The organism is Halorubrum sp. B52, assembly GCF_059752555.1.
In genome coordinates this window covers 355196-380173 of record NZ_MWTG01000008.1, presented here as the reverse complement: position 1 = coordinate 380173, position 24978 = coordinate 355196, and the positions used below count along the sequence as shown (strand labels likewise).

The window sequence follows — 24978 nt, the reverse complement described above, 5'->3', positions numbered from 1 at the left end:
GTGAGTTATCTGTCGTCGTAGTTGATCCGCGGGTCGAGCACGGTGAACACCAGGTCCTCCAGCAGGTTGCCGACGACGGCGACGAACGTGAACACGAGCGTCGACCCCAAGACGAGGTTGGTGTCCTGCGAGAGGAGCGCCTCGAAGGTCAGTCTGCCGAGTCCGGGGATGCCGAACACGACCTCCACGAGCAGCGACGAGCCGATGAAAAGCGCCAGGAGCTGTCCGACGAGCGTCGTCGACAGCGGCACCATCGTCGGCCGCATCACGTGGTAGGCGTACGCGCGCAGCGGCGAGACGCCCTTCGCCTTCGCCGTCTTCATGAAGTCCGAGTTCTGGAACTCCGCGGACTCGTTCCGAGAGACCCGCATCGTCGCGCCGATCGAACCCGTCACGAGCACGAACACCGGTAAGATCAGCTGTCTGGCGTTCTCCAAGCTGAACACCGGGGCGCTCGTGTCGTACGAGATGGGGACCACCTCGAACCAGACCCCGAAGACCAGGAGCAGGATGATCCCGAAGAAGAAGTTCGGGATCGCGTACCCGAAGAACGCGAACCCGGTCGCGACGTGGTCCCGCCAGCTGTACATGTTCGCCGCGGAGTAGACGCCGACGAGCGGCCCGAGGGTTATCGTGAGGACGGTCCACGGGATCGAGTACTGCGCGGTGTAGTAGAGCGCCTGTCCCATCGCCTCGATCACCGGCTGGCTGCGGCTCTCCGACCAGCCCCAGTCGAGGGTGTAGACGCTCCGGATGAAGTCCATGTACCGGACGTACAGCGGCTGGTTGAGCCCGCGGAGCTCGCGTTCCCGCTCGACCGCGGCCGCCGGGTCACCGCCCTGCAGCGCGGCCTGCGTCGCCGCCTCGCGGATCGCCGGGTTCGGCGCGGCCGAGAGCAGGAGGAACGTGATCGTGGTGATGATCAGCGAGACGACCACTGCCCACAGCACGCGCGCGCCGACGTACTTTCCGAATCCCATTATGATAGTCTAGGAGGTGTGGTGGGGGCGGCGTTACTGCTCGTATCTCCACGCCGGCAGGTTCCACCCGTTCGAGAAGTTCTCGATGGGCCCTTCGAGCCCCTCGCGGTAGCCGACCGTGCTGTCGGGGAACGCGAGCATGATGTACGGCTGCTCCTCCGCGAGGTTGGCGAACAGCTCGACGAGCGCGTCCGCCAGCTCCTCCTCGCTCGTCGCCTGCTGCGCGTTGTCGAACAGCTCCTGCGCGTCGAATCCGGGGTAGTAGCCGACCGGGTTGTAGAACGCGGTCGCCCCGTCGAAGAAGGCGTTGTTGGTGATCGGGTTCCGCGGGTACGTGTTCAGGCCGAACACGATCTCCATGTCCCAGTCCTCGTTGGCCGTGACGTTGCGCGGCCCGGGGTTCGTCGCGCTCGGCGACGTCCACTCGACCTCCTCGCCGTTCACGGTGTCGACGAGCTCGTCGGGGACCTCGGTGACCTCTCCCTCCTCGTTCCGCTCGGGCGTCGGGAACTCGGTCGTGGTCCAGTACTCGTTGTTGAACCGGGTGCCGTCGATGGCCTCGACGCTCACGTCGATGCCGAGGTTGTTCCCGAGCTCCTGCGCGATGAACTCGCCCATCAGCTGCTCGGTCTCCTGTCCGGCGCTGTGGTAGATGCTGAGCTGGACCTGGTTGCCGTCCGGGTCGACCATCGTCTCCCCGTCGAAGCCGTAGTCGTACTCCGACTGTTCGAAGGCGTCCTCGGCCAGTCCGCGAGCGAACTCGCTGCCGTAGCGGTCGCCGACGCCGAACTGCGGGATCTCCTCTTCCGGCGGGTAGAAGTCACTGAAGCGGGGCTGCCAGGTGAAGTGGGTCTCGGCGAAGCCGCGGAACACGCCGTCTATCAGGCTCTGCTTGTCGATCGCGGCGGCCATCGCCTGCCGGAACGCCGTGTGCCGGAACATGTTGCCCGGCCCCGTCGTCCAGCCGTTGTCCCGCATGTTGACCGAGATCTTCTCGTTGTACGGCTGCGGGATCTGGTTGACGTATATCTCGTCGTTGTTCCGGTACTCCTGCACCCGCTCCGGGGGAATGGCCGCGGAGTCGACCTCGCCGGTCTCCAACGCGCCGAGCCGGGAGGCCTGTTCACCGAGCACCCGGATCTCCGCGGAGTCGAAGTACGGGGCCTCGTTGAACACGTCCGGGAGGTCGTCGGCGTCCCGCAGGTAGTAGTCGTCGTTGCGGCTGTACTGGGTGCCGCCGTCGCGCTGCCACTCGTCGAGCACGTACGGCCCGAGGTTCCCCGAGAACTGGAGCTCAAGGAGCTCCTCGTCCTGTCGGAGCCCCTCGGTGTCTTCCTCCGCGACGTACGGTTCGAGGAGGGCCTGCGGGATCGGGTACAGGAGCGGGTCGTAGCTCTCGGGCCAGAGGAGCGACGGGCTCTCGAGGGTGGCCTGGAACTCGTACTCGCCCGTCTCCTCGACCGTGACGCCTCGCCAGCTCGTCGTCGCCGCCGAGTTCGCCCAACTGCTCTGGTGGATCTCCTGAATGAGGTAGACGAAATCGCTCGCGGTCACCTCGCCGTACGGGTCGCTGAACTCGAGCCCCTCGCGGACCTCGAACGTCCACACCTCGCCGTCCTCGGTGGACAGGTCGTAGAGGAGCGGGACGTACTCGTTGTCCGCGTCGAACGTGTACCCCTGATCGAGCGCGCGGGCGATCGCGTTGCCGGCGCCGTTCTCGGTGTTGTAGATCGGGTTGAGCGTCGTGAACGACGCCGCCGCGGCGGTCGCGTACGTGGACGTGTCGGTCCCGCCGTCGTCGCCGTCGGTTCCGTCCGTCCCGTCGCCGCCGTCGGTCCCGTTCCCGGTTCCCCCGTCGCCGCCGTCGCCCGAGCAGCCGGCGAGCGCGGTCGCGCCGCCGATCCCGAGCATGGAGAGCCACTGCCGACGTCCGAGACGCCGACCGCCGTTGCTGCCGTCAGTGTGTCGCCGTGACATACCAAGAGACAACGAGTGTACCTACTAAAAACTTCAGATGTTCAGACAGAATCGGTGTAGTTCCCCCATATTCGGCCGTTAAGAGCGTATAAACTTACCACAAAATGTCAATTTGTAAACGGACAGGCACATCGCTCGGTCGCTCCGGCTCGTTCGGGCGGTACGGGCCGTCCGGTCGGCGACGCGGATCCCAAAGCCCCTAAGCCGCGCCGGTGAACGGAACGGTATGACCGAGATCCATCCCGACCAGCGCGTCGCGGTGCTCGCGGATTCGCAGAACCTGTATCACTCCGCACAGAGCTTCTACTCCCGCAACATCGACTACTCGGGGCTGCTTGAGAACGCCGTCGACGACCGCGCGCTCGTCCGCGCGATCGCGTACGTGATCCGGGCCGACTCGCCGGAGGAGGAAAGCTTCTTCGAGGCGCTGCGCGACATCGGCTTCGAGACGAAGATCAAGGAGATCAAGACGTTCGCCGACGGCTCGAAGAAGGCCGACTGGGACCTCGGGATGAGCCTCGACGCCGTCTCGCTCGCGAGCCACGTCGACACCGTCGTGCTCTGTACCGGCGACGGCGACTTCGCCCGGCTCTGCTCGCACCTCCGCCACGAGGGCGTCCGCGTCGAGGCGATGGGGTTCGGCAACTCCGCGGCCGACGAGCTGATCGAGGCGGCCGACGAGTTCGTCGACCTCGCCGAGGAGGAAGAGACGTTCCTGCTCTAGGCCGCGTCGGTCGCCCCCGTCCGGCTCCCGAGCAACCCCGCCATCGCCCGCTCGACCGTCTCCGCGGCCGCCTCCACCTCCCGCACGCGGACGTACTCGCGCTCGGCGTGCGCGACCGCGCCGGCGTTGTCGGCGAGGTCGCCGGGGCCGAACACGACCGTCGGCGCGGGAGCGAAGTACGACGCCTCCGTCGCCGCCCCGAAGGGGCGCACCGCCCCGCCGCGGTCGGCCGAGAGCCCGATCGAATCGGCCGCCGTCCGCGCCGCGTTCGCGACCGCCTCCACCAGCTCGTGGTCGGGGGTAGTCGAGAACGCCTCGAAGAAGGGCGACTCGCGGTCGGTGAGCGCGACGTCGACGCCGACGTCGTCGGGGACGCGCGATCGCACCGCGGCCGCGAGCGACGACCGGAACCCCTCGGCCGTCTCCGGCGGGACGCTCCGCCGGTCGACGGTGATCGCGCAGTCCGCGGGCACCTGGTTCGTCGCCTCGCCGCCCTCGATGACGGTCGGCGTGAGCTTCGGCGGACCGAGCTGCGGGTGTTCGTCGGCGTCCGCGTCGAACGTCCGGATCGCGGCGAGCGCGCCCTCGGCGGCCGCGACGGCGTTCGCACCGGCGAACTCCGCGGCGTGAGCCGCGGTGCCCGACAGCTCGACGGTCCCCTGGAACCGCCCCTTCGCGGCGGTGCAGGCGTCGAGGCCGGTGGGCTCGCCGACTAAGAACAGGTCGCCGTCGAGGCGGTCCTCGGTCCCCGGCAGCTTTCCCGTCAGCGCCGCCGCGCCGAGCGACAACGTCTCCTCGTCCGGCGTGAGCGCGAGCGTGAGCCGGCCGCGCTCCGGGTCGACCGCGAGGAATCCCGACAGGAGCGCCGCGAGCGGCCCCTTCGCGTCGCAGGCGCCGCGTCCCCGGATCACTTCCTCGGGGCCGCCCGCCTCGTCGGTCTCGTCCGCCTCCGAGCCGATCCGCTCGCCCTCGCGGGCCGCTCCCCGCTCGAAGGGGACGTGCGGCGTCACCGTGTCGAGGTGAGTGTTCGCCACGAGGTGGGGCCCGGCGTCCGGCGCGGGCGACCGCTTCTCGGCGAGCACGCAGCCGCCGGCGACGACCTCGCTCTCGACGCCGAACCGGTCCAGCGTCTCGACGACCAGTTGGCGGGCCGCGTCGACGGACTCGTGAGAGGGCGTCCGGACGGCGCGTTCGAGGAAGGAGACGGGGTCGAACAACGGGTCGCTCATCGCGGGTCGGCCGGCAGCGTGCCGGTGAACTCGTGAGCGACGGGGCCGGTCAGCGTCGCGTGGCCCGCGTCGGGCACCGTGATCTCCAGTTCGCCGCCCGGCGGACGGCTCACGGCGGACTCGCCCTCGATCAGGCCGAGCCGGCGCGCGACGGCGACGACCGCCACCGCGCCGGTGCCGCAGGATCGGGTCTCGCCCTCGACGCCGCGCTCGAAGGTGCGCTGGTCGAGGACCGCCGGCCCGTCGCCGCTCCCGTCGTCGACGACCGCCGCGAGGTTCACGTTCGCGCCCTCGGGGAAGACGTCGGCGTGACGGACCGGCGGGGCCACCGCGTCGAGGTCGACCGCGTCGATGCCGTCGGGGTCGTCGCGCCCGCCGTCGACGAACGCGACCGCGTGCGGGACGCCGGTGTTGACCGCCGTGACGGTCAGCCCCGCGACCGGCTCGTCGATCAGGGGCTCGTCGCGGGCGACCGGCACACGCCGCGGGTCGAACGTCGGCTCGCCCATCTCGATGGTCGCGGCGGTCGCGTCGGCGTTCACCGAGGCGCGCCGCGTCCCCGCCTGCGTGTCGATCATGAACTCGCGGTCGCCGGTCCGGTCGTGGGCCCATCGGGCCACGACGCGGGCGCCGTTGCCGCACATCGTCGCCGTCGACCCGTCGGGCTGGACCAGCGTCATCACGACGCGGGTCGGATTGAACCGCTCCTCGACGCTTAAAAAGAGGACGCCGTCGGCGCCGCGTCGGCCGGCGTTCCCGTCGGGGTCGGTGACGCCGTCGCCCTCGACGCCGGCGCCGAAGTCGGCCCCGTTTACGCCCGTCTCTCGGTCGCAGTGGGCGCGCGCGAACGCCGCGCGGTCGCCGACGCTCTCCGCGCTCGCGTCCACGACGAGGAAGTCGTTGCCCGTGCCGTGGTACTTCTCGACCGGGACGGCGTGGGTGCTCATCGCTCTCCCCCCGTCTCCGGTTCGGTGGGCGTTCCGGGCTCCGTCGCCGTCTCCGGCCGGTCGGCCGCCCGCTCGGCGGCCGTCACGTCGGCAAGGCTCTCCCGCCGTCGGGCGACCGTCGCGGTTCCGTCGTCGAGCGCGACCTCCGCCGGCCGCGGTCGTGAGTTGTATTGGCTCGCCATCTCGTATCCGTACGCGCCCGCGACCCCGACCGCGAGGAGGTCCCCGCGGATCGGGTCGGCGAGCGCTCGGTCCCTACAGAGGGTATCGCCGGTCTCACAGATAGGTCCGGCGACCGTGACAGCGGTTGCCGATCGGTCGTCGGGGGACCGCGCGTCGGGCGCCCCGCCGAGGTTGCGGATCGGGTGGTACGCGTCGTACATCGCCGGGCGCAGCAGGTCCGTCATCCCGGCGTCGACGCCGACGACGCGCTCGTCGGGCGTCGGCTTCACCGTGTTCACGCGGGTCAACAGGACGCCCGCGTCGGCGACGACGTACCGACCGGGCTCGATCGCGAGGTCGACGCCCGCGGGCAGCGGCGCGACGGCCTCGCGGGTCGCCTCGGCGACCGCCGAGAGGTCGAGCGGCGGCTCGTCCTCCTCGTAGGGGACGCCGAACCCGCCGCCGACGTCGACGTACTCGAGGTCGAGGTGGTCGGCGTCGACGTCCGGATCGGTCAGTTCGCGCGCCAGCTCGCCCATCCGCGCGACCATCTCGCGGTGGCTGTCCAGCTGGTCCGGGTCGATGCCGGAGCCGGCGTGGGCGTGGACCCCGACCACGTCGAAGCGCTCGGCGGCCGCGCGGGCCGCGTCGGCGGCGCGGTCGTACGGGATCCCGAACTTCGCCGCGCCGCCGGTCCGGACCTTCGCGTGGTGGCCGGCGCCGACGCCGGGGTTCACCCGGACGCAGACACGGCCGTCGTAGCCGCGCTCGGCGAGGCGGTCGAGCGTGTCGACCGCGCCGGCGGTGACCGTCAGGTCCGGCTCCGCCTCGGCGACGCCGACGACGTAATCGAGGTCGCGGGCGGGCGGGTTGACCGCGGTGTAGTGGAGGCGCTCGCCGCCGAAGCCGGCCGCGAGCGCGCGGTCGACCTCGCCCGCCGAGGCGCACTCGGCGTCGAGGCCGGCCTCGTGGACCGCTTCGAGGACCCGCCGTCCCGTGTGGGCCTTCACGGCGTACCGGACGTCGGCGTCCGGGAAGGCGTCGCGCAGGCGCTCGCAGTTCTCGCGCACCCGGTCGAGGTCCTGCACGTAGAGGGGCGTCCCGTGCTCGGCCGCGAGCTCGGCGAGGCGGTCGGCGTCCCAGTCGCTCACGCGCCGGACCGGGGGGTCGCCGTCGGCGGGATCGTCGCCGCCGGAGTCGGCCGCCGCCCCCGCGTCGCGGTCGCTCATTCGCGGAGGGCGTCCTCGCGCCGCGTCGCCTCCAGCGTGTCCTCCTCGACGTGGGTCGCGACGACCGCGGGCTTGTACGCGCCGCCCTCGAACAGCTCGTGGTCGCCGACGGACGACTCCACCATCCGGGTGAACGCCCGGCGGTCGGCCGGGAGGTGGCCGTAGATCACGTCCTCCTCGACGAGGTCGTAGACCGGGATCCGCGGCGTGAGGAGGGTGTTCTCGCCGACGATGCTGTTCTCGCCGACGCGGAAGCCCGAGGTGACCCGGCAGCCCGCGCCGAGCGAGACGCCGTCCTCGATCACGACCGGCGCGTCCTCGACGGGTTCGAGGACGCCGCCGATCAGCGTGTTGGCGCCGAGCTTCACGTTCTCGCCGAGCTGCGCGCAGGAGCCCACCGTGTCGCAGGAGTCGACGAGGGTGCCGTCGCCGACGTGCGCGCCCATGTTGACGAACGAGGGGCTCATCATGATGCAGTCGCTCCCGAGGTAGGCGCCGCGGCGGATGACGGTGCCGTCGGGGGTGTTGCGCGTGCCGCGCTCGCCGAGGTCGGCCGTGTCGCGCAGCGGGAGCACGTCGTAGTAGGTGACGCCGCCGTGCTCGCGGGGCTCCGTCTCGCGCAGGCCGAAGTTCAGCAGGATGCCTCGCTTGACCCACTCGTTGGCCTCCCAGGTGGTCACGTCGTCGCCGGTCTTCTCGGCGGCGCGGACCTCGCCGGCCTCCAGCGCCGAGAGGAACGACTCGAGGACCTCGGCGTCCTCGCTCGTCGCGTCGGCGGCTGTCAGCCCCTCCTGATAGCGGTCCCACAGGTCGGATACGTCGGATTCGAGCGTCATTGGGTGAAGTATGGATGAGTGTCGGTATTTATTCGTCGATATGCGTATGTTCGGCGGTTATTCGCTCCCGGCGTCGAGCACGTCGTCGAAGCCGTACCAGCCGGGGTCGCGGCCGGCGAGCCAGGCGGCGGCGTCGAGCGCGCCCTCGGCGAACACCCCGCGGTCGCCGGCGCGGTGCGTGAGCGAGAGCGTCTCGCGGTTCCCGGCCACGAGCACCTCGTGCTCGCCGGTGACGTCGCCCGCGCGCCGGGCGTGGACCCCGATCTCGCCGGGCTCGCGCGGCGCGTCGCCCTCGCGGCCGTGGACGCGTTCGTCGAGGTCGTCGCGGACCGACTCCACGTCGTCGAGGATCGACTTCGCGGTGCCGGAGGGGGCGTCGCGCTTCCCGTTGTGGTGCGTCTCGGTCAGCTCCACGTCGTAGCCGGGGAGCGCGGCCGCGGCCTCCCGGACCGCGCGGCGGAGCGCGGCGACGCCGCGCGCGAAGTTCGACGCCTTGAGCACCGGGACCGCGTCGCTCGCGGCACGGAGGCTGTCCATCTGGGCGTCCGCGAAGCCGGTCGTCCCGGTGACCATCGGGACACCGGCGTCGGCGCAGGCCTCGGCGTACGCGATCGCCGAGGCCGGTCCGGTGAAGTCGACGAGAACGTCGGGTGACTCGGCCGCGAGCAGCTCCTCCAGCCGGTCGGCGTCCTCGACATCGACTCCCGCGACGGGCTCTGTCGCGGTGCGGTTGACCGCGACCGCGACGGCGACGCCCTCGCGGTCGACGGCGGCCTCGATCACCTCGCGGCCCATTCGGCCGCCGGCGCCGGTGACGGCGACGGACAGGGGGTCGGTCCGGCCGCCGCTCATTCCGCGTCCCCCGCCGCCGCGGGCTCGACGGCCTCGGGGTCGACGGTGCCGGGCGCGTTCTCGTCGTACTCGGCCAGCAGCTCGCGGAGGGCCTCGCGGCGCTCCTCGGAGAGCCGCGAGAGCGGGGAGCGGACGAGTGGCCCGCCCCGGCCGCGGATGTGCATCGCCTCCTTCACCGGGATCGGGTTCGTCTCGGCGAACAGCTCGCGGACGAGCGGCGAGAGCTCGTGGTGGAGCGCGCGGGCGCGGTCGTAGTCGCCCGAGAGCGCGGCGCCGACCATCGCGCAGGAGCGCTCCGGCTCGACGTTGCCGACGACGCTGATGGTGCCGGTCCCGCCGATGGAGAGCACGGGGAGGGTGAGCCCGTCGTCGCCGGAGAGCACGGAGAACGCCTCGCCGCGGGTGCGCTCGATCACCTCGCTGATGAGGTTCAGGTCGCCCGAGGCGGCCTTGTACCCCTGGATGTTCGGGTGTTCCGCGAGCTCGACCGTGACGTCGACGGGGATCGACTGGCCGGTCCGGCTCGGGACGTTGTAGACGATCTGCGGGAGGTCGACCTCGTCGGCGATGGTGCGGTAGTGGTTCAGGAAGCCCTGCGCCTCCGGCTTGTTGTAGTACGGGGAGATGAGGAGGAGGCCGTCCGCGCCCGCGTCGGCGGCGCGCCGGGAGAGCGAGAGCGCCTCGGCGGTGTTGTTCGATCCGGTGCCGGCGATCACGGGGATGTCGTCGAGGGCGTCCCGGACCGTCTCGATCACGTCGACGTGCTCGTCGTGGGTCATCGTCGCCGACTCGCCGGTGGAGCCGACGGGAACGACCCCGTCGACGCCCGCGCGTTCGAGGTAGCGCGCGTTGTCGGCGAGCTGCTCGTGGTCGACCTCGTCGGCGGCGGTGAACGGGGTCGTCATCGCCGGGTACACGCCTTCGAAGGGCTCGTCGGTCTGTTCTCGGTCCGTCTCGGTCTGTGCTCCGTAGGGCGTCGTGGTGGTCGCGTCTGTCATGGGTGAGCTGTCGGTGTCTGCGGTCGGTCGGTGTCTGCGGTCGGTCGGGAAACGAACGGTGCGCGCGGGCCGGGGGTCGTCCGGGACGGGGTCGCCACTCCCGCCGGCGGACGGCTCACGCGCGTTTTTTCGAGAAGAGCCGCGTCGCTGACGGCGTCGGCGAGCCGCGTCCGGACGCGGGTCGGGTCACATCCGTACTGGACGCCTGTACCGCTTATAAGTTGTGCCTCTGGTCGAAACTGCCGGTCGACGGACGCGACCCCGGAACGCCGTCCTCGGGTCGAGCACGCACACCTTTTAGGTCGCCGACGCGTCTTCACCGATCTCATGACCGACCCCGCCGACTCTTCGACCGACTCCGCCGAGTCACCGGCCGATCCGGACGAATCAGCGACCGACCCCGCCGACCCACCGACCGATCCGGGCCTCGATCCCGACACCGACGCCGACCGCCACGAGTACGACCCCGACGCCGACCACGCCTTCCCCGACGGCCGGCTAAACGAGGTGCTCGACCGGATCGACTCGGACGCCGAGATCACCGCGTACCTGGAGGCGCAGAACGTCAACCCCGTCGACCGGAAGGGGTACAACGACCACGGCGCGAAGCATATCGAGATCGTGCGGGACCGCGCGCTCCGGCTGTACGACCTGCTGAAGGCCGGCGGCGTCGAGTTCAACGGCGCCCGCCAGCAGGGCCTCGACGAGGCCGACGAGGCGGTGGTCATCGCGCTCGCGGCGACGCTCCACGACATCGGCCACGTCGTCCACCGCCACGACCACCCGTACTACTCGATCCCGCTCGCGGCCGACCTGCTCGACGACCTCCTTCCCTCCTTCTACGACGTGGCCGATCAGGTGCGCGTGAAGGCGGAGGTGCTCCACGCGATCCTCTGTCACCACACCGAGGAGCAGCCGCTGACGCTAGAGGCCGGCGTCGTCCGGATCGCCGACGGGCTCGACATGGAGCGCGGGCGCTCGCGGGTCCCCTACGAGGAGGGCGGCCGCGGGATCAACACCGTCTCCTCGCAGGCGATCGAGCGCGTCTCGCTGCGCCAGGGCGAGGAGACCCCCGCGCAGGTCGTGATCCGGATGAACAACGCCGCGGGCGTCTATCAGGTGGACTCGCTGCTGAAGGCGAAGATGGAGGGATCCCTGCTGGAAGACCGGATCCAGACGATAGCGATCAACACCCACAGCAACGGCGACGGGACCGAGTCTATCGTCGACCGGATCGAGCTGTGAGCGGGGCGCTTCGCCTCGTGCGGTCCGGGCCGCTCGGTGTCGGGCGGTCAGGACCGCCCCGTGTCGTAACGGCTTTGGGCGTGGCCGGGGCAGAGAGGGTATGACCGACGCCGACGCGCTCGCGGACTTACGGACCGGCGCCGACTACCAGTTCGGCGCCGGCGCGGGCCGCGCCCTCTTTCCCCCAGACGAGCCCCTGACGGTCCGCCGGTCGAGCGGCGGCCGCCCGCGACAGGTGATCGTCGGCGACGTCGACGACACGCCCGGCAGTTCCGAGGGCGACCGCCTCGTCTCGTACGGCACCGACGGGCGCTTCACGCTCGGGGTCGCCGGCGGCCGGCGGCTGCGCGAGGCGTTGGCCCCGCCGCGACACCGGATGGTCGTCGGCGAGGAGAGCGAGCCGTTCGTCCGCGAGGGGCGCAACGCCTTCGCGAAGTTCGTGACCGCGGCCGACGACGGGATCCGCCCCGGCGACGAGGTGCTCGTCGTCGACGAGGCGGACGCGCTGTTCGCGGTCGGCCGCGCGGAGCTCTCCGGCGCGGAGGCCGAGGCGTTCGCGAGCGGCGTCGCGGTGAAGGTGCGGAACGGCGTCGGCGGCGACGGCGTCGGCGACGCGGAGTAGCCGGCGGCGGCGCGGAGTAGTCGACCGAAACGACCATTCCCCGCCCCCGACACGCACGCGTATGCACGTCGTCGTCAACGCCGCCCAGAGCGTCGACGGGAAGCTCGCCACGCGGCGCCGGGAGCAGCTCCGCATCTCGGGCCCGGAGGACTTCGACCGGGTCGACCGCGTCAGGGCCGCCGCGGACGCGGTGCTCGTCGGCGTCGGGACGGTGCTCGCCGACGACCCGCACCTCACGCTCGACGAGGAGGACCGCCGGGTCCAGCGCCTGCGGAACGGGCGCCCCGGCCACCCCGCCCGCGTCGTCGTCGACTCGGAGGGCCGGACGCCGACCGACGCCCGGATCCTCGACGACGCGGCGACGACGTACCTGCTCGTCTCGCCGGCGACGACCGAGGAGCGCCGCGAGGCGCTGACCGCGGCCGGCGCGGAGGTCGTCGCGGTCGAAAGCGAGCCCGACGAGGGCCACGTCGACCTCCCCGGGGGGTTCGCGGCGCTGGCCGACCGCGGCGTCGACCGCCTGATGGTCGAGGGGGGCGGCGAGGTGATCTACTCCTGTTTCGCGGCGGGGCTCGTCGACGAGCTCCACGTGTACGTCGGGTCATTGGTGATCGGCGGCCGCGACGCGCCGACGCTCGCCGACGGCGAGGGGTTCACCGAGGCGTTCCCGCGGCTGGACCTGGTCGACGCGGAGCGGTTCGACGACGGGATCGTGCTCTCGTACGAGGTCCGGGGCGACGCCGAGTGAGGTCACGGGGACGCTCCCGAGATCCCGCGGGCGACGCCCGGGAGCGCCCGCGAACGGCCCCGGCCGGAGCTCCGAGGAACGTTTCATAAATAGCGATGGGTGTGTGATCGTTCGCCACGGATCGGCGGGTATACGGCCCGTGCTACCGGGTTACACCCGATCCACCGAAGTCTTTATATGTCGGCCTGCGGTAGGATCTGGTACCAGAACGCCTCCGGCGCTGGTGGGATCGCACGCTGAAATGAACGGGAGCTCTTGTGAACGGCCCGACGCACGACGGCGAGCGACCGCTACCCCCGGAGCGGTGATGGAGAGATAAAAAATGGTAACGAAAGACGAAGTCATCGATCAGTACGACATCGAACCGATGGACGAGGCGGACAACGTGGACCTTTCCGAGGACGACCTCGAGAACGGGTCGAAGGGACAGCTCATCAAGCGCGCCGGTCAGCTGCGAGACCGACGCAACGAGCTGAACCAGATGGCCTCCGAGCGCGCCTCCAAGCGCGACGACCTCAACGCGAAGACGCGCGAGAAGGTCGACGAGGCCCAGGAACACCGCGAGAAGCGCGACGAGCTCAACGAGCAGGTCCAGGAGCACAAGGACAAACGCAACGAGCTCAACGCCGAGGCCAACGAGCTGTTCGACGAGGTCGAGGACCTCAAACAGGACATGGAGCTCGGCTCCGGCAAGTCCATCGAGGAGCTCAAAGAGGAGATAGAGGACCTCGAGTTCCGGCAGCAGACCGAAGTCCTCGACGCCGAGGACGAGCGCGAGCTCATCGAGAAGATCGACGAGAAGCGCGAGAAGCTCGCCGAGAAGAAGGACAAGGTCGACGACACCAGCGAGCTCGACGAGCTGGTCGAGGAGGCCGAGGAGGTCCGGTCCGAGGCGTCCCAGCACCACCAGAAGGTGACGGAGCTCGCGGACAAGGCCCAGGAGCACCACAACCAGATGATCGAGGCCTACCGCGAGGCCGACGACATCCGCGACGAGGCCGACGAGATGCACGAGCTGTTCGTGGAGGCCCAGGAGGCCGCCGACCGACACCACGAGGACTTCGTGCGCGTCCAGAAGCGCCTGCGCGAGCTCGACAAGGAGGAGGAGCGCGAGCGCAAGGACGAGCGCGCGGAGAAGCGCGAGGAGGAGAAGGAGGAGGCCGAGGAGATCTACCAGAAGTTCAAGGAGGGCGAGACGCTCGACACCGAGGACCTGATGAAGCTCCAGAAGACCGGCCTGCTGTAAGTCGGACGCCGATTTCCCCCGGTTTTGCGGTCTTTTTCGTCCCGCCAGCGACCGCGTCGTGTTCGAGAAGGCGTTCGACGCCGCCGCCCGACGCCGATCCCCGCAGCGCCACCATATAAACGGCCGCGCCCCCAACCGACGGTATGGAGAGCGACGCGCGTTCGGACGGACGGAACCTCCTCGCGGCCGCCGTGGTCGGCGCGACGGCGACGGTGGCCGGCAGGCGGATCGTCGCCCGGCTCACCCGCGGGCGGTTCGGCGAGAGCGAGGAGTACAACGCGGCGAAGGTGACGGTCTCCGGACCGATCACCCGAAAGACCGGACGCCCCTCCCCGCTGTCGGGGCCGGGCGGGACGACGGCCGACGACGTCGTCGAGCAGATCGAGGCGGCCGACGAGGACGAGGACGTCGAGGCGCTCGTCGTCGAGCTCAACACGCCCGGCGGCGAGGTGCTTCCGAGCGACGACATCCGGCGCGCGGCCGCCGACTTCGACGGCCCGACGGTCGCGTACGCGACCGACACCTGCGCGTCCGGCGGCTACTGGATCGCGAGCGGCTGCGACGAGCTGTGGGCGCGCGACGCGAGCCTCGTCGGCTCCATCGGCGTCGTCGGCTCCCGGCCGAACGCCGCCGGGCTCGCCGACAAGCTCGGGATCTCCTACGAGCAGTTCACCGCCGGCGAGTACAAGGACGCCGGCGTCCCGCTGCGCGAGATCGAGAAGGACGAGCGGGAGTACCTCCAGGGGATCATCGACGGCTACTACGAGCAGTTCGTTGAGACCGTCAGCGAGGGTCGCGACATGGACCCCGAGGCGATCCGGGAGACCGAGGCGCGGGTGTACCTCGGCACCGACGCCTTCGAGATCGGGCTCGTCGACGAGCTCGGCACCGAGGACGACGTCGAGGACCGGCTCGAGGAGCTGATCGACGCGGAGCCCGAGGTCCGCGAGTTCACGCCCGACCGGGGGCTCGCGGAGCGGCTCGGCATCGGCGCGGAGCGCGTGGCGTTCGCCGCCGGCAGCGGCGTCGCGAGCGTGTTCGCGAGCGAGGGCGGCGAGGTCGACGTCGAGCTGCGGTAGGGCGGACGCCCGCCGCAGTGGGTCGATCGGCGGCTCCTGCGGGCAGGGGACCCGCCCCCGGCGACCCCCTCGCCGACGGGGAGCTTTTTATTCGGGCGGATCGAGAGTCGAGGCGTGACGACGCTGGTCATCTGCATCGACCGCTCCGGGGCGATCGGGCGGGCCACCAACGTCCCGATGCCGGTCGCCGGCTGGGAGGCGGTCCGGTCGCTCGTCACCGACGCCGGGCTCAGCGACCCGGAGGACGCCAGCGTCAACTGTCTGCTCGAGTCGCTGCGGGTCGCCCGCGACCTCCGCGACGAGCGCGAGGAGGCGGTCGTCGCGGTCGTGTCGGCCGAGAGCGACACCGCCGTCGGCGCCGACCGCTCGATCGCCGCCCAGCTCGACGACCTCGTGGACCGGTACGACCCCCGCGCGGCGGTCGTCGTCGTCGACTCCGCGGAGGACGAGCAGGTGCTCCCGATCGTGGAGTCGCGGATCCCGGTCGACTCCGTCGACCGCGTCGTCGTCCGCCAGGCCCGCGACATCGAGTCGACCTACTACCTCCTGAAGCAGTTCCTCGCCGACGAGCAGCTCCGGTCGACGATCCTCGTGCCGTTCGGCGTCGCCCTCCTGCTGTTGCCGGCGCTGTTCTACTGGTTCTCCCCCGCCGAGGCGGTCGCGGGCGTCGCGGGGCTGCTCGGCGCGGCGCTCCTCTACAAGGGGCTCGCGATCGACCGGTTCGTCGCGGGGATGCCCGAGCGCGTCCGGGAGGCGCTGTACGCCGGGCAGGTGTCGATCGTCACGTACGTCGTCGCCGCCGGGCTCGCGCTCGTGGGCGGCTTCTTCGGCGTGCTGTCGGCCTCGGAGCTCGCGAGCGCCCCCCGGATCGTGGAGGCGATGGAGTTCACCCACGCCGCCGTCCCGTGGTTCGCGGTCGCGGGCGTCACCGCGGCCGTGGGACGGCTCCTCGACGAGCTGATCCGCGACGAGGGGATCCGGACCCCCTACCTCAATCTCCCGTTCGTCATCGTCGCGGTCTCGCTCGTCGTCCGCGGGTTCGCGGGCTACTTCCTCGCACAGGAGTCGGTGATCGACCCGTTCGAGCCGATCGGCATGGGGGTGACCCCCGTCCAGCGGCTCGCGGGGTTCATCGTCGCGGGGATCGTCGTCTCGCTCGTCGGCGTCAAGCTCGCGAGCGACGTGGGGACGGAGACGCTGGAGGACGTCATCGACGCGGACCGGGAGACGGACGGGAAGTGAGGGCGGGGACGGCGCGGTGAGGGGATCGCGCCACTTTTCTCGGTCGCGGCCGCGTGAGCGCCCATGGACGTGTACGGACTGATCGGGAACCCGGTCGAGCACTCGCTGTCGCCGCCGCTCCACGAGGCCGGCTACGAGGCGCTCGGGATCGACGCGCGCTACGTCACCTTCGAGCCCGACGCCGACGCCGCGGCCGCGGCGGTCGCCGGCGCCGCCGACCTCGGCGTCGCCGGGCTCAACGTCACGGTGCCGTTCAAGCGCGACGTCCTCGACGCGGTGGACGCCGCCCCCCTCGCCGAGCGCATCGGCGCCGTCAACACGGTCGACTTCGGGCCGGTCCACGCCGGCGAGGCCGACCGGCCCCGCGGCTACAACACGGACGCGGCCGGCGTGAAGCGGGCGTTCGGGCGCCATGACGTGGAACTCGACGGCCGGGCGGCGGTCGTCGTCGGGGCCGGCGGTGCGGGACGGGCGGCGGCGTTCGCGCTGGCGGACGCGGGCGCGAACGTCCACGTGGCGAACCGCACCGCCGAGCGGGCCGTCTCGCTGGCCGAGGCGGTTCCCCGGGCGACCGGCGGCGGCCTCGACGACCTCGGCGAGCGCGTCGCCGGCGCGGACGTGCTGGTCAACGCGACCAGCGTCGGCATGGAGGCCCCCGGGGAGACGCCGGTGCCCGCGGCGCACCTCCACGGCGACCTAGCCGTCCTCGACGCGGTGTACGCGCCGATCGAGACGCGGCTCCTGCGGGAGGCCGCCGACGCGGGCGCGACGACGGTCGACGGGGCGTGGATGCTCCTGTTCCAGGGCGTCGAGGCGTTCGAGATCTGGACCGGACGGGAGGCGCCCGTCGAGGCGATGAACGCGGCGCTGCGGGCGGAGTTGGAGTAGCCGTCGGTCGTCGAAGCGGGTCGACTCTATTTAAATAAGGCCGGGCGTCGCCAGCAGCCCGGCGGTGACGACGAGCGCCACGGAGAGCCCGGCGGCCCCGTGGAGGAACGGCTTCGCCTCGCGGGCGGGCTCGCGGAGCTTTCCGGTGTCGAGTCCGCCGGTCAGCTTCCCGCTCGCGACCTCGACGAGCCCGGTGATCAGGAACCAGAGCGCGATCATCGTCAGGACGAGGTGGCCGCGGCCGGTCCCGGTGAGCGACTCGAAGGTGTACAGCGTCCCCGCCATGTGGCCGCCGGACGCGAGGAAGGCGAGGGCCGCGATCCGGGTGATCCACCGGAGTCGGCCGACGATCGCCTCGAGGGCGTCGCCGTCCACGTCGCCGCGGAGCGCCGGCGGGAGCACGGCTAGGGTGACGAACAACACGCTGCCGGTCCAGAGGACCGCGAAGCCGACGTGGAGCGACCACACGACCGGGTTGACGATATCCATATCCGTCGGAAGGACCGACGCCACTTATAAACAGGCGAGACGGGGTCGCCGGACGCCGGGGGCGGCCAGGGACGGGGAACGGGCGACGGCGAGGGTTTTTAAATATCCCACGTTCGTATGCTCCGTCGATGGCCCTACTGCAGAAAATCAAGGAGAAACTCGGGTTCGGGACCGGCCGCGCCGAACGCGACGAAACGGAGACGGAAGTGACCGTCGAGAGCGACCCCGAGCAGGGATCGGAGTCGGAGCCGGAACCGGCGAGCGACGCCGGTGACGCGGCCCCGGACGAGGGAGCGGACGGCGACGAACCGGTCGCCGCGGAGACTGAGGCGGCCGCATCGACCGATTCGCTGGTCGACGAGGAGGGCGCCGCCGAGGATCCGTCCCAGGCGGCCGAGCCGGCGGAAGCGGCGGGGGTCGCAGACGAGGAGGTTGACGACGAGGAAGTCGAAGTCGACGACGAAGAGGGCGAGGTCGACGACGAAGAGGACGAGATCGACGAGACGGGCACCGACGTCGAAGAGGTCGAGGTCGACGACGAAGAGGTCGAGGTCGACGAGACGGGCACCGACGTCGAGGAGCTCAAGGGGATCGGCCCGGCGTACGCCGAGCGGCTGGCCGAGATCGGGATCGAGAGCGTCGAGGACCTCGCGGCCGCCGACGTCGACGCGGTCGCGGAGGGCGCCAGCGTCGGCGAGAGCCGCGCCGCGACGTGGATCGAACGGGCGAACGAGTTCTGAGACCGCCGACCGCAACTGTTTCGTCGCGCCCGCCGAACCGACCCACATGCAGCGATCGGTACACACCGACCGGGACCGCTTCCGCGAGGTCGCCGCCGCGGGGCCCGCGGGGACCCGGGTCCCGGTCGAGCGCCGGGTCGCCGTCGACGACCCCTTCGCGGCCTACCGCCGGGCCCGCGACGGCCCCGGCAGCTTCTGCTACGAGACCACCGGCGGTCAGTCCGGCTGGGGCTACTTCGGCGTCGACCCGGTCGAGCGGCTGACCGCCTCGGGCGAGGCGGCGGTCGCGGAGGGGGCCGAGCGCGAGTCGGCCCCCGACGGCCCGGGCTCCGGCGGCCGGAGCCCGACCGGCGACTACCGCCGTCCGAGTCCGACGCTCGCGGCGCTCCAAGGGCTCCTCGACGGGGAGCGCCTCGCGCGCGGCGACTGCGACATCCCCTACCCCTGCGGCGCGTTCGGCTGGCTCTCCTACGACGTCGCCCGCGAGCTGGAGTCGTTCCCGGCGCCCGCGCCGACGGGTCCCGGCGCGGTCGACGACCGTGATCTCCCACGGCTCCAAGTCGGCGTCTTCGACCGGGTCGCGGCGTGGGAGTGTCCGATCGCCGGGAGGGACGAAGGGGACGGCGACGACGCCGAGACCGAGACTTCGGACGCGGACGAGGCACCACCCGTCACGCTCCGCGTGACCGCCTGTCCGCGCGTCCCCGCTGGCCTCGACGACCCGACCGCCGACCGCGACGCCCTCGACGCGCTGTTCGACGCGGGGGCGTCGCGGGCGGGCGACCTGATCGACCGGATCGAGACCGGCGACCCCGGCGTCGGCCCGGCGCCCGATCCGGACGCGTCGACGGCGACTTTCGAGAGCGACGTCGGCCGCGAGGGGTACGCCGAGGCGGTCCGCCGGGTGAAGGGGTACGTCCGCGACGGCGACACCTTCCAGGCGAACGTCTCGCAGCGCCTCCGGGCGCCGGCCGCGGTCCACCCGGTGGAGGCGTACGACGCGCTCCGGACGGTGAACCCGGCGCCGTACTCCGGGCTGATCGAGTTCTCGCGGGAGGCGGACGAGGGCGGTGGCGGCGACGGCCCGTCCGGCGTCGACCTCGTGAGCGCGAGCCCGGAGCTCCTCTTGGAGCGCGTCCCGACCGACGACTCCGACCGGGGCGCCCGACTCGTGACGGAGCCCATCGCCGGGACGCGGCCGCGGGGGGCGACGGCCGACGACGACGACGCACTCGAAGCGGAGCTGACGGGCGACGCGAAGGAGCGCGCGGAGCACGCGATGCTCGTCGACTTAGAGCGCAACGACCTCGGGAAGGTCTCCCGGTTCGGCACGGTCGACGTCGCGGAGTACCGCCGCGTCGACCGGTACAGCGAGGTGATGCACCTCGTGAGCGTCGTCGAGGGCGAGGCGCGCCCGGACGTGGGTGTCGCCGACGCGGTCGCGGCGTGTTTCCCCGGCGGGACGATCACGGGCGCGCCCAAGCCGCGGACGATGGAGATCATCGACGAGCTGGAGGCGACCCGCAGGGGACCGTACACCGGCTCGATGCTCGCCGCCGGCTTCGACGGCCGCGCGACGCTGAACATCGTCATCCGGACGCTGGTCCGGCACGCCGCCGAGTACCACCTGCGCGTCGGCGCCGGGATCGTCCACGACTCCGAGCCCGACGCGGAGTACGAGGAGACGCTCGACAAGGCGCGGGCGCTCGTGACCGCTATCGACGAGGCGCTCGCGGCGGGCGAGATGGCGGTGAACGGAGCCCGAGCCGCGAACGACGCGGAGGGACCGGAGGCGGGCGATGACTGACGCGTCGCGGCCCGATCACGGCGGGGCCGCCGATGCCGCCGATGCCGCGGGCGGCACGGCCGACGCCGCGGCCGGCTGGCGACCCGGCGCCGGCGACGCCGACGTCCGGGTGCTCGTCGTGGACAACTACGACTCGTTCGCGTACAACCTCGTCCAGTACGTGGGCGAGGTCGCCGGCGCGGTCGCGGTCCGGCGGAACGACGCGGTCGACCTCGCCGGGATCCGCGCGCTCGACCCCGACGGCGTCGTCGTCTCGCCGGGGCCGGGCACCCCCGCCGAGGCGGGCGTCTCGACGGCCGTCTTCGACCTCGACGTCCCGGTGCTCGGCGTCTGCCTCGGCCACCAGGCGCTGTGTGCGAACCGCGGGAGCCGGGTGCGCCACGCCCCGGAGGTCGTCCACGGGAAGCCGTCGACGATCGCCCACGACGGGTCGGGGGTGTTCGCGGGGCTCCCCGACCGGCTCCGCGTCGGGCGGTACCACTCGCTGTGCGTCGAGCGCGGCGACCTCCCCGACGAGCTCGTCGAGACCGCCCGCACCGAGGACGAGCGGGAGGTCGTGATGGGCGTTCGCGACCGCGAGAAGCCGCACGTCGGCGTGCAGTTCCACCCCGAGAGCATCCTCACGCCGCGGGGGAAGACGATGGTCGAGAACTTCGTGGAGGGGTGCGAGACGCATGAGTGAGGAACGTCAATACCACGTCGACGGCGAGCTCGTGCCCGCCAGCGAGGCGACCGTCTCGGTCGAGGACCGCGGGTTCGCCTACGGCGACGCCGCCTTCGAGACCATGCGCGCGTACGGCGGCGACGTCTTCCGGTGGGAGGACCACGCCGCGCGGCTCGCCGACACCTGCGACACCCTCGGGCTCGACCACGGGATCGCGGACGCGGACCTGAAGGCGCGGATCGACGAGACGCTCGCCGCGAACGACCTCGCGGACGCCTACGTGAAGCTCTCGATCACCCGCGGCGTTCAGCCCGGCACGCTCGACCCGAAGCCGGAGGTGGACCCGACCGTCGTCGTCATCGCCAAGCCGCTCCCCCGCGGGGGCGTCGACTCGGAGCCGGTCCACGGCGGGCCGGCCGCGCTCCAGACGACGAAGACCCGCAAGCCGTCCCCGCGCGCGCTGCCCGCCGACGCGAAGACGCACAACTACCTCAACGGAATCCTCGCGCGGCTGGAGCTCCGGGTCACCGGCGCCGACGAGGCGCTCATGCTCGACCCCGCCGGCAACGTCGCGGAGGGCGCGACCGCGAACGTCTTCTTCGCGGACGGGACCGCCCTCAAGACGCCCTCGCTCGACGGGCCGATCCTCCCCGGCGTCACCCGCCGGACCGTGATCGAGATCGCCGAATCGGAGGGGATCCCGGTGGAGGAGGGGACGTACGCGCCGGACGCGGTCCGCGAGGCCGACGAGGTCTTCCTCACCAACTCGACGTGGGAGATTCGACCCGTCGAGACGGTCGACGGCCTCGCGGTCGACGGCGACGGCGAGGGCGTCGAGGGGCCCCTCACCACCCTGCTCTCGCGGCTGTTCGACCGCCGCGTAGAGGAGCGGTACTACGACGGCGAGCGGCTGTAGTCGGCGGCGTTTGTTTATATGAACACAGCGGTGGCGCGCCCCGGTGAGCGGCCCGGAGGGCCGCGAACCGACGGTGCGAGGGAGTCGGTCGCCGTAGGCGACCGACGAGGCTGGGGAGGCTTGAGGCGCGGTTGCGGTGCGGTCGGGCGGGACTCAAAGGGGCAGTCGCGAGGCGGTCGCAGGCGACGTAAGCACCGCAGGGAGCGAACGGAGTGAGCGACTGAGGAGCACAGCGAGCGTGCGACCGCCTCGCGACTGGGGCTTTGGAGGTGTTCGCCGTGGATTCGGTGTCAATCATTTATAAGCGATTGGTTGGAGCTTCGGAGGTGCTCTCTGTGGGTCACCGCTCGGCAACACCCGACGTTCGAGCCCGGTCCCAGCCGCTATCACAGCGTTCAAGCCCGGCGCAGGCCACGAAAATATATGAACGCGGACCGTCGGATCGCCGCCGTCGAGGAGGTTCCCGAGGACAGCACGCTGCTCGTGACGCTGCGGCCCGTCGACCCGGAGAGCGTCGGCGACGGCGAGGGCGACGTGGGCGAGTCCGAAGACGGGGATCCGGAGGCCGAGGCGATCCTCACCCGCGCGGCCGGCGAGATGCGCGCGTTCCGTAACTACTGCCAGCACTGGACCGACGTGCGCCTCGACAAGGACGACGGGGCGTTCGTGCGCAACGGCGAGGTGTTCTGTCAGAAGCACGGCGCCACCTTCGAGGCCGACCGCGGCTACTGCAACTTCGGCCCCTGCGAGGGCGCCGTGCTGGAGGGCGTCGACGTGACCGTCGACGGCGACGACGTGTACCTCACCGACGCCGCCTACGAGTTCGTCAGGCTCGGCCGTTCGCGGCGCGACGGCGACGGCGGCGACTCGCGGATCGACTTCACCGGGAACTGAACCCGGAGACGACAGCGGCTGTTTGTGCAACGCCGGCGCATTTATGTCGGGACGATGAAAGGCGGGTATGAGCGATCCGAAACCCTCCAGACGCCGAGTGCTCGCCACCGGTCTCGCCGCGGCGGCGGGCGCGGTCGCCGGCTGCCTCGACGGATCAGTGACGGGCGGTCCCGCGAACGACGACGGCGACGGCCGAGTCCTGAGACTCGCGCTCGACGACGCGGGGGAGACCCTCCGAGACGGCGCCGTCATCGATCCCGCGGAGAGCGATCCGAGGTGGGACGAGGCGGCGTTCGCGGCCGCCCGCGACGGAGAGCGGTACACCGCTCAGTACCGGAAACCGCTCCCGGCCGCGGCCGACGGTCCGACGTACGCCGTCCACGAGGGGACGTACTACCGACTGGACTCCGTCGTCGTCGACGAGGCGGAAGCGACTCGCCCCGTGCTCCGCCTGTTCGAGGTCAACGAGGCCGACGCCGATAGCGGGGGTGACGCCGTCGAGAAGCAGGCGCTCCCGGAGGCCGACCGCCGGGCCGTCCGGATCGCGCACTTCTCGGCGCGGGCGCGGGGGAATCCGGGCGGCGTTCCGGTCGGGTTGGTGGAACGCGGTGGCTACGTTTACCGCGACGCGGATGCGATCGACGCGAGTGAACTGCTCGCGGCGGACGGACCGGACCGCGTCACCTACCGAGACTCGGCGTACCGGGTCGAGGTCACCCGCGAGCGGTTCTACGAACCCGTCTACTGCGCCGTCGCCGAGCCGGTCGCGGAGTCGCCGGAGCGGATGGAGGCGATCCTCCGAGCGCAGACGGTCGGCGCGCGGATCGACGACGACGACCTCTCGACCGACGCGCGGGAGGTGATCGAGGCCGCCAGACACGGCGGGTACGAGGAGTCACACCCGTACTCGGACGGGTACGCGGAACTGCTTCGGGCGTTTCACGAGCGCCCGTACATCGACGGCAACGTTCGGAAAGACGCGGCGTGGACCGAATCGGGATCCGAGCGGATCCGCTACGGGGACCGGTACTACGACTACCGGCTCCGGTTCGAGTCGGCCTGAAGCGCGCCGTCGGAACCGCCTCCGGTTCCGGACGCCGCTCCCGTCAGAACCGCGTCCGCCCGCTCGCTCCGCCGGCGTCGTCGCGCCCGAGCGCCTTCTTCAGGAAGCTCATCCAGCGCTTGCGGTCGGCGGCCTTCTGGCGCTGTTCCTCCGTCTCCGGGTCGGGCGCGTCGAGCCCCTCCAGCGCCTCCAGCGCGCGGTCGATCCCGATGATCGACGCCGCGAGCTCCTCGCCCTCCTCGTAGCTCACCTCGTTCTCCTCGATGGGTTCGAGCCGCGCCAGCCGCTCCCGGCGGAGGTTCCGCTTCGCGCGCTCGACGCGGTCGCGCTCTCCCGGAGGGACCGAGTCGCGTCGCTTGATCTCGAAGACGAACGACCGCAGCTCGATCGGCTCCCCCTGCACCTCGATCTCCTCGGGGATGTCCGCGCCCACCGTCGCGGCCTCGCGGTTCACGCGTTCGAGGAGCCCCTTCCGCTCGTACTCCTTCACGGCCGCGGGTAGGGGGCGGTCGCACTTCGCTCCTTCGGCGGAGCGAGACTCGCGGCCCTCGGGAGGCGCCGCGGTCGTTGCCTCCGAGAAGGGACGACGTTAACCCGACCGCGCCGCAAGCGACCCCCATGGAACCGCTCGAAGCCGAGCTCTCGCGGGCCCGCGAGCTCGCCGTCGACGACCTCGCCGACGCCATCGAGGCGATCGGCTTCGAGTGCACGCGCTGCGGGGGCTGCTGTACGGGGTACGCCCCCGACGAGCCGGGCGGCGCGCCGGCGGGAGAGGGGACGGACGACCCCGAAGACGATTCCGCGGCCCCCGACCGCGAGCCCCACACGGCGACCGTCTTCCCGGACGAGGTCCGCGAGGTCGCGGCCGCGGCCGAGAAGCGGTTCGGCGAGCCGTACGACTGGCGCGACGTCGCCCGCCCGATGCCGTTCGGGCTCTCCGAGGGCGACGACGGCGAGCAGACGGGCGAGACGTTCGAGTGGGCGCTCGCGACCGACGACTGCGGGGACTGCACCTTCTACGAGGAGACGGACGGGAAGGGGGCCTGTTCGGTCCACGATTCCAGACCGCTCATCTGCCGGACGTACCCGTTCAGCGTCGCGCTCGACGGGACGAGCCAGCCGATGGGGGAGGCGGTCGACGAGGAGGGCATCGTCCGCGCCCACGAGTGCGAGGGGCTCGGTCGCGACATCTCCCGCGAGGACGCCGAGGCGCTCGCCGCGTCGCTGAAAGAGCGCGCGGTCCGCGAGCTGGAGGAGGCGATCGGCGTGCGCGACGGCTACGACCCGGCGGCCGCGGAGCGCGCCGACGGCGACGTCGTCGTCTTCGACTCGGAAGGGCCGAAGGAGGGCGACGGGACGCCGGTCGACGGGGAGTGAGCCCGGAGACTCGTCGCCGGTCGA

The 24978-nt window shown here is 71.6% G+C and carries 25 protein-coding genes; 15 read left to right on the top strand and 10 right to left on the bottom strand.

Annotated features, from left to right (window positions below; genetic code table 11):
• Nucleotides 1-5 precede the first annotated feature (5 nt).
• Together B4V04_RS07680 and B4V04_RS07675 are read right to left on the bottom strand one after the other, a co-directional pair.
• A complete protein-coding gene (locus B4V04_RS07680) occupies nucleotides 6-980 on the bottom strand; it encodes an ABC transporter permease (RefSeq protein WP_498230570.1) in 975 nt (324 codons plus the stop codon).
• Between the two features lie 33 nt (nucleotides 981-1013).
• A complete protein-coding gene (locus B4V04_RS07675; RefSeq protein ID WP_498230568.1) occupies nucleotides 1014-2957 on the bottom strand; it encodes an ABC transporter substrate-binding protein in 1944 nt (647 codons plus the stop codon).
• A 226-nt stretch (nucleotides 2958-3183) separates the two neighbouring features.
• Between B4V04_RS07675 and B4V04_RS07670 the strand changes: the two genes are divergently transcribed.
• Nucleotides 3184-3681, top strand: coding sequence for a LabA-like NYN domain-containing protein (locus B4V04_RS07670; protein ID WP_498230566.1), 498 nt, complete (start codon nucleotides 3184-3186; stop codon nucleotides 3679-3681).
• On the opposite strand, the gene B4V04_RS07665 is transcribed toward B4V04_RS07670, so the two are convergent.
• Genes B4V04_RS07665 through dapA form a run of 6 tightly spaced genes read right to left on the bottom strand, consistent with a single transcriptional unit; the run spans nucleotide 3678 to nucleotide 9934 of the window.
• On the bottom strand, nucleotides 3678-4910 hold the full coding sequence (locus B4V04_RS07665; RefSeq protein ID WP_498230564.1) for a M20/M25/M40 family metallo-hydrolase: 1233 nt from the start codon (nucleotides 4908-4910) through the stop codon (nucleotides 3678-3680). The genes B4V04_RS07670 and B4V04_RS07665 overlap by 4 nt on opposite strands.
• Nucleotides 4907-5857 carry a diaminopimelate epimerase gene (dapF, locus tag B4V04_RS07660; RefSeq protein ID WP_498230562.1) on the bottom strand — a complete coding sequence of 317 codons (951 nt, stop codon included), beginning with the start codon at nucleotides 5855-5857 and terminating at the stop codon, nucleotides 4907-4909. The genes B4V04_RS07665 and dapF overlap by 4 nt, the downstream gene beginning before the upstream one ends.
• Nucleotides 5854-7248, bottom strand: a complete 1395-nt coding sequence (lysA, locus tag B4V04_RS07655; protein ID WP_498230560.1) for a diaminopimelate decarboxylase — start codon at nucleotides 7246-7248, stop codon at nucleotides 5854-5856. The genes dapF and lysA overlap by 4 nt, the downstream gene beginning before the upstream one ends.
• Nucleotides 7245-8084, bottom strand: coding sequence for a 2,3,4,5-tetrahydropyridine-2,6-dicarboxylate N-succinyltransferase (locus B4V04_RS07650; protein ID WP_498230559.1), 840 nt, complete (start codon nucleotides 8082-8084; stop codon nucleotides 7245-7247). Before B4V04_RS07650 ends, lysA begins: the two co-directional genes overlap by 4 nt.
• Nucleotides 8085-8141: 57 nt before the next feature.
• Nucleotides 8142-8936 (bottom strand): 4-hydroxy-tetrahydrodipicolinate reductase, encoded by a 795-nt coding sequence (dapB, locus tag B4V04_RS07645; RefSeq protein ID WP_498230557.1) that lies wholly within the window; start codon nucleotides 8934-8936, stop codon nucleotides 8142-8144.
• Nucleotides 8933-9934 (bottom strand): 4-hydroxy-tetrahydrodipicolinate synthase, encoded by a 1002-nt coding sequence (gene dapA / locus B4V04_RS07640; protein WP_498230556.1) that lies wholly within the window; start codon nucleotides 9932-9934, stop codon nucleotides 8933-8935. The genes dapB and dapA overlap by 4 nt, the downstream gene beginning before the upstream one ends.
• 327 nt (nucleotides 9935-10261) lie before the next feature.
• On the opposite strand from dapA, the gene B4V04_RS07635 reads away from it, so the two are divergent.
• From B4V04_RS07635 to B4V04_RS07605, 7 genes are all read left to right on the top strand, one after another.
• Complete coding sequence (locus B4V04_RS07635) at nucleotides 10262-11179, top strand: HD domain-containing protein (protein ID WP_498230555.1); 918 nt, start codon at nucleotides 10262-10264, stop codon at nucleotides 11177-11179.
• A gap of 100 nt (nucleotides 11180-11279) precedes the next feature.
• Complete coding sequence (locus B4V04_RS07630; RefSeq protein ID WP_498230554.1) at nucleotides 11280-11801, top strand: PUA domain-containing protein; 522 nt, start codon at nucleotides 11280-11282, stop codon at nucleotides 11799-11801.
• A gap of 61 nt (nucleotides 11802-11862) precedes the next feature.
• Nucleotides 11863-12549: a 2,5-diamino-6-(ribosylamino)-4(3H)-pyrimidinone 5'-phosphate reductase gene (locus B4V04_RS07625; RefSeq protein WP_498230553.1), complete on the top strand. Its 687-nt coding sequence runs from the start codon at nucleotides 11863-11865 to the stop codon at nucleotides 12547-12549.
• A 322-nt stretch (nucleotides 12550-12871) separates the two neighbouring features.
• The gene (locus B4V04_RS07620; RefSeq protein WP_144799541.1) at nucleotides 12872-13795 is read left to right on the top strand and encodes a coiled-coil protein; all 924 of its coding nucleotides are present in this window, start codon (nucleotides 12872-12874) and stop codon (nucleotides 13793-13795) included.
• Between the two features lie 143 nt (nucleotides 13796-13938).
• Nucleotides 13939-14874, top strand: a complete 936-nt coding sequence (gene sppA / locus B4V04_RS07615) for a signal peptide peptidase SppA (protein ID WP_498230551.1) — start codon at nucleotides 13939-13941, stop codon at nucleotides 14872-14874.
• 114 nt (nucleotides 14875-14988) lie between these two features.
• A complete protein-coding gene (locus B4V04_RS07610) occupies nucleotides 14989-16116 on the top strand; it encodes a DUF373 family protein (RefSeq protein ID WP_498230549.1) in 1128 nt (375 codons plus the stop codon).
• 63 nt (nucleotides 16117-16179) lie between these two features.
• Complete coding sequence (locus B4V04_RS07605; protein ID WP_498230547.1) at nucleotides 16180-17004, top strand: shikimate dehydrogenase; 825 nt, start codon at nucleotides 16180-16182, stop codon at nucleotides 17002-17004.
• 30 nt (nucleotides 17005-17034) lie between these two features.
• Here B4V04_RS07605 and B4V04_RS07600 read toward each other — a convergent pair whose 3' ends face one another.
• On the bottom strand, nucleotides 17035-17493 hold the full coding sequence (locus tag B4V04_RS07600) for a transporter (protein ID WP_498230546.1): 459 nt from the start codon (nucleotides 17491-17493) through the stop codon (nucleotides 17035-17037).
• 128 nt (nucleotides 17494-17621) lie between these two features.
• Here B4V04_RS07600 and B4V04_RS07595 point away from each other — a divergent pair, with 128 nt between their 5' ends.
• From B4V04_RS07595 to B4V04_RS07570, 6 genes are all read left to right on the top strand, one after another.
• A complete protein-coding gene (locus tag B4V04_RS07595; RefSeq protein ID WP_498230545.1) occupies nucleotides 17622-18233 on the top strand; it encodes a helix-hairpin-helix domain-containing protein in 612 nt (203 codons plus the stop codon).
• A gap of 46 nt (nucleotides 18234-18279) precedes the next feature.
• A complete protein-coding gene (locus B4V04_RS07590) occupies nucleotides 18280-20040 on the top strand; it encodes an anthranilate synthase component I family protein (RefSeq protein WP_498230543.1) in 1761 nt (586 codons plus the stop codon).
• Complete coding sequence (locus tag B4V04_RS07585; RefSeq protein ID WP_498230542.1) at nucleotides 20033-20722, top strand: anthranilate synthase component II; 690 nt, start codon at nucleotides 20033-20035, stop codon at nucleotides 20720-20722. The genes B4V04_RS07590 and B4V04_RS07585 overlap by 8 nt, the downstream gene beginning before the upstream one ends.
• Nucleotides 20715-21620 (top strand): aminotransferase class IV, encoded by a 906-nt coding sequence (locus tag B4V04_RS07580; RefSeq protein ID WP_498230541.1) that lies wholly within the window; start codon nucleotides 20715-20717, stop codon nucleotides 21618-21620. The genes B4V04_RS07585 and B4V04_RS07580 overlap by 8 nt, the downstream gene beginning before the upstream one ends.
• A gap of 423 nt (nucleotides 21621-22043) precedes the next feature.
• Nucleotides 22044-22514 carry a Rieske (2Fe-2S) protein gene (locus B4V04_RS07575; protein ID WP_498230539.1) on the top strand — a complete coding sequence of 157 codons (471 nt, stop codon included), beginning with the start codon at nucleotides 22044-22046 and terminating at the stop codon, nucleotides 22512-22514.
• A 67-nt stretch (nucleotides 22515-22581) separates the two neighbouring features.
• Nucleotides 22582-23577, top strand: a complete 996-nt coding sequence (locus tag B4V04_RS07570; protein WP_498230538.1) for a hypothetical protein — start codon at nucleotides 22582-22584, stop codon at nucleotides 23575-23577.
• Nucleotides 23578-23620: 43 nt separating this feature from the next.
• Here the strand turns inward: B4V04_RS07570 and B4V04_RS07565 are convergent, their stop codons facing one another.
• Nucleotides 23621-24067, bottom strand: a complete 447-nt coding sequence (locus B4V04_RS07565; RefSeq protein ID WP_498230536.1) for a DUF5788 family protein — start codon at nucleotides 24065-24067, stop codon at nucleotides 23621-23623.
• Between the two features lie 128 nt (nucleotides 24068-24195).
• On the opposite strand from B4V04_RS07565, the gene B4V04_RS07560 reads away from it, so the two are divergent.
• Nucleotides 24196-24954, top strand: coding sequence for a YkgJ family cysteine cluster protein (locus tag B4V04_RS07560; RefSeq protein ID WP_498230534.1), 759 nt, complete (start codon nucleotides 24196-24198; stop codon nucleotides 24952-24954).
• Nucleotides 24955-24978: the final 24 nt, after the last annotated feature.

Excerpts from the sequence above, each read along its gene's own strand:
- B4V04_RS07590 (WP_498230543.1), top strand. The coding sequence starts at position 18,280 with ATGCAGCGATCGGTACACACCGACCGGGACCGCTTCCGCGAGGTCGCC.
- dapF (WP_498230562.1), bottom strand. The coding sequence starts at position 5,857 with ATGAGCACCCACGCCGTCCCGGTCGAGAAGTACCACGGCACGGGCAAC.
- B4V04_RS07560 (WP_498230534.1), top strand. The coding sequence starts at position 24,196 with ATGGAACCGCTCGAAGCCGAGCTCTCGCGGGCCCGCGAGCTCGCCGTC.
- B4V04_RS07635 (WP_498230555.1), top strand. The coding sequence starts at position 10,262 with ATGACCGACCCCGCCGACTCTTCGACCGACTCCGCCGAGTCACCGGCC.
- B4V04_RS07625 (WP_498230553.1), top strand. The coding sequence starts at position 11,863 with ATGCACGTCGTCGTCAACGCCGCCCAGAGCGTCGACGGGAAGCTCGCC.
- B4V04_RS07575 (WP_498230539.1), top strand. The coding sequence starts at position 22,044 with ATGAACGCGGACCGTCGGATCGCCGCCGTCGAGGAGGTTCCCGAGGAC.
- B4V04_RS07665 (WP_498230564.1), bottom strand. The coding sequence starts at position 4,910 with ATGAGCGACCCGTTGTTCGACCCCGTCTCCTTCCTCGAACGCGCCGTC.
- B4V04_RS07670 (WP_498230566.1), top strand. The coding sequence starts at position 3,184 with ATGACCGAGATCCATCCCGACCAGCGCGTCGCGGTGCTCGCGGATTCG.
- B4V04_RS07675 (WP_498230568.1), bottom strand. The coding sequence starts at position 2,957 with ATGTCACGGCGACACACTGACGGCAGCAACGGCGGTCGGCGTCTCGGA.
- dapB (WP_498230557.1), bottom strand. The coding sequence starts at position 8,936 with ATGAGCGGCGGCCGGACCGACCCCCTGTCCGTCGCCGTCACCGGCGCC.
- B4V04_RS07580 (WP_498230541.1), top strand. The coding sequence starts at position 20,715 with ATGAGTGAGGAACGTCAATACCACGTCGACGGCGAGCTCGTGCCCGCC.
- B4V04_RS07605 (WP_498230547.1), top strand. The coding sequence starts at position 16,180 with ATGGACGTGTACGGACTGATCGGGAACCCGGTCGAGCACTCGCTGTCG.
- B4V04_RS07570 (WP_498230538.1), top strand. The coding sequence starts at position 22,582 with ATGAGCGATCCGAAACCCTCCAGACGCCGAGTGCTCGCCACCGGTCTC.
- B4V04_RS07620 (WP_144799541.1), top strand. The coding sequence starts at position 12,872 with ATGGTAACGAAAGACGAAGTCATCGATCAGTACGACATCGAACCGATG.
- B4V04_RS07595 (WP_498230545.1), top strand. The coding sequence starts at position 17,622 with ATGGCCCTACTGCAGAAAATCAAGGAGAAACTCGGGTTCGGGACCGGC.
- lysA (WP_498230560.1), bottom strand. The coding sequence starts at position 7,248 with ATGAGCGACCGCGACGCGGGGGCGGCGGCCGACTCCGGCGGCGACGAT.
- B4V04_RS07600 (WP_498230546.1), bottom strand. The coding sequence starts at position 17,493 with ATGGATATCGTCAACCCGGTCGTGTGGTCGCTCCACGTCGGCTTCGCG.
- B4V04_RS07680 (WP_498230570.1), bottom strand. The coding sequence starts at position 980 with ATGGGATTCGGAAAGTACGTCGGCGCGCGCGTGCTGTGGGCAGTGGTC.
- B4V04_RS07630 (WP_498230554.1), top strand. The coding sequence starts at position 11,280 with ATGACCGACGCCGACGCGCTCGCGGACTTACGGACCGGCGCCGACTAC.
- B4V04_RS07585 (WP_498230542.1), top strand. The coding sequence starts at position 20,033 with ATGACTGACGCGTCGCGGCCCGATCACGGCGGGGCCGCCGATGCCGCC.
- sppA (WP_498230551.1), top strand. The coding sequence starts at position 13,939 with ATGGAGAGCGACGCGCGTTCGGACGGACGGAACCTCCTCGCGGCCGCC.
- B4V04_RS07650 (WP_498230559.1), bottom strand. The coding sequence starts at position 8,084 with ATGACGCTCGAATCCGACGTATCCGACCTGTGGGACCGCTATCAGGAG.
- dapA (WP_498230556.1), bottom strand. The coding sequence starts at position 9,934 with ATGACAGACGCGACCACCACGACGCCCTACGGAGCACAGACCGAGACG.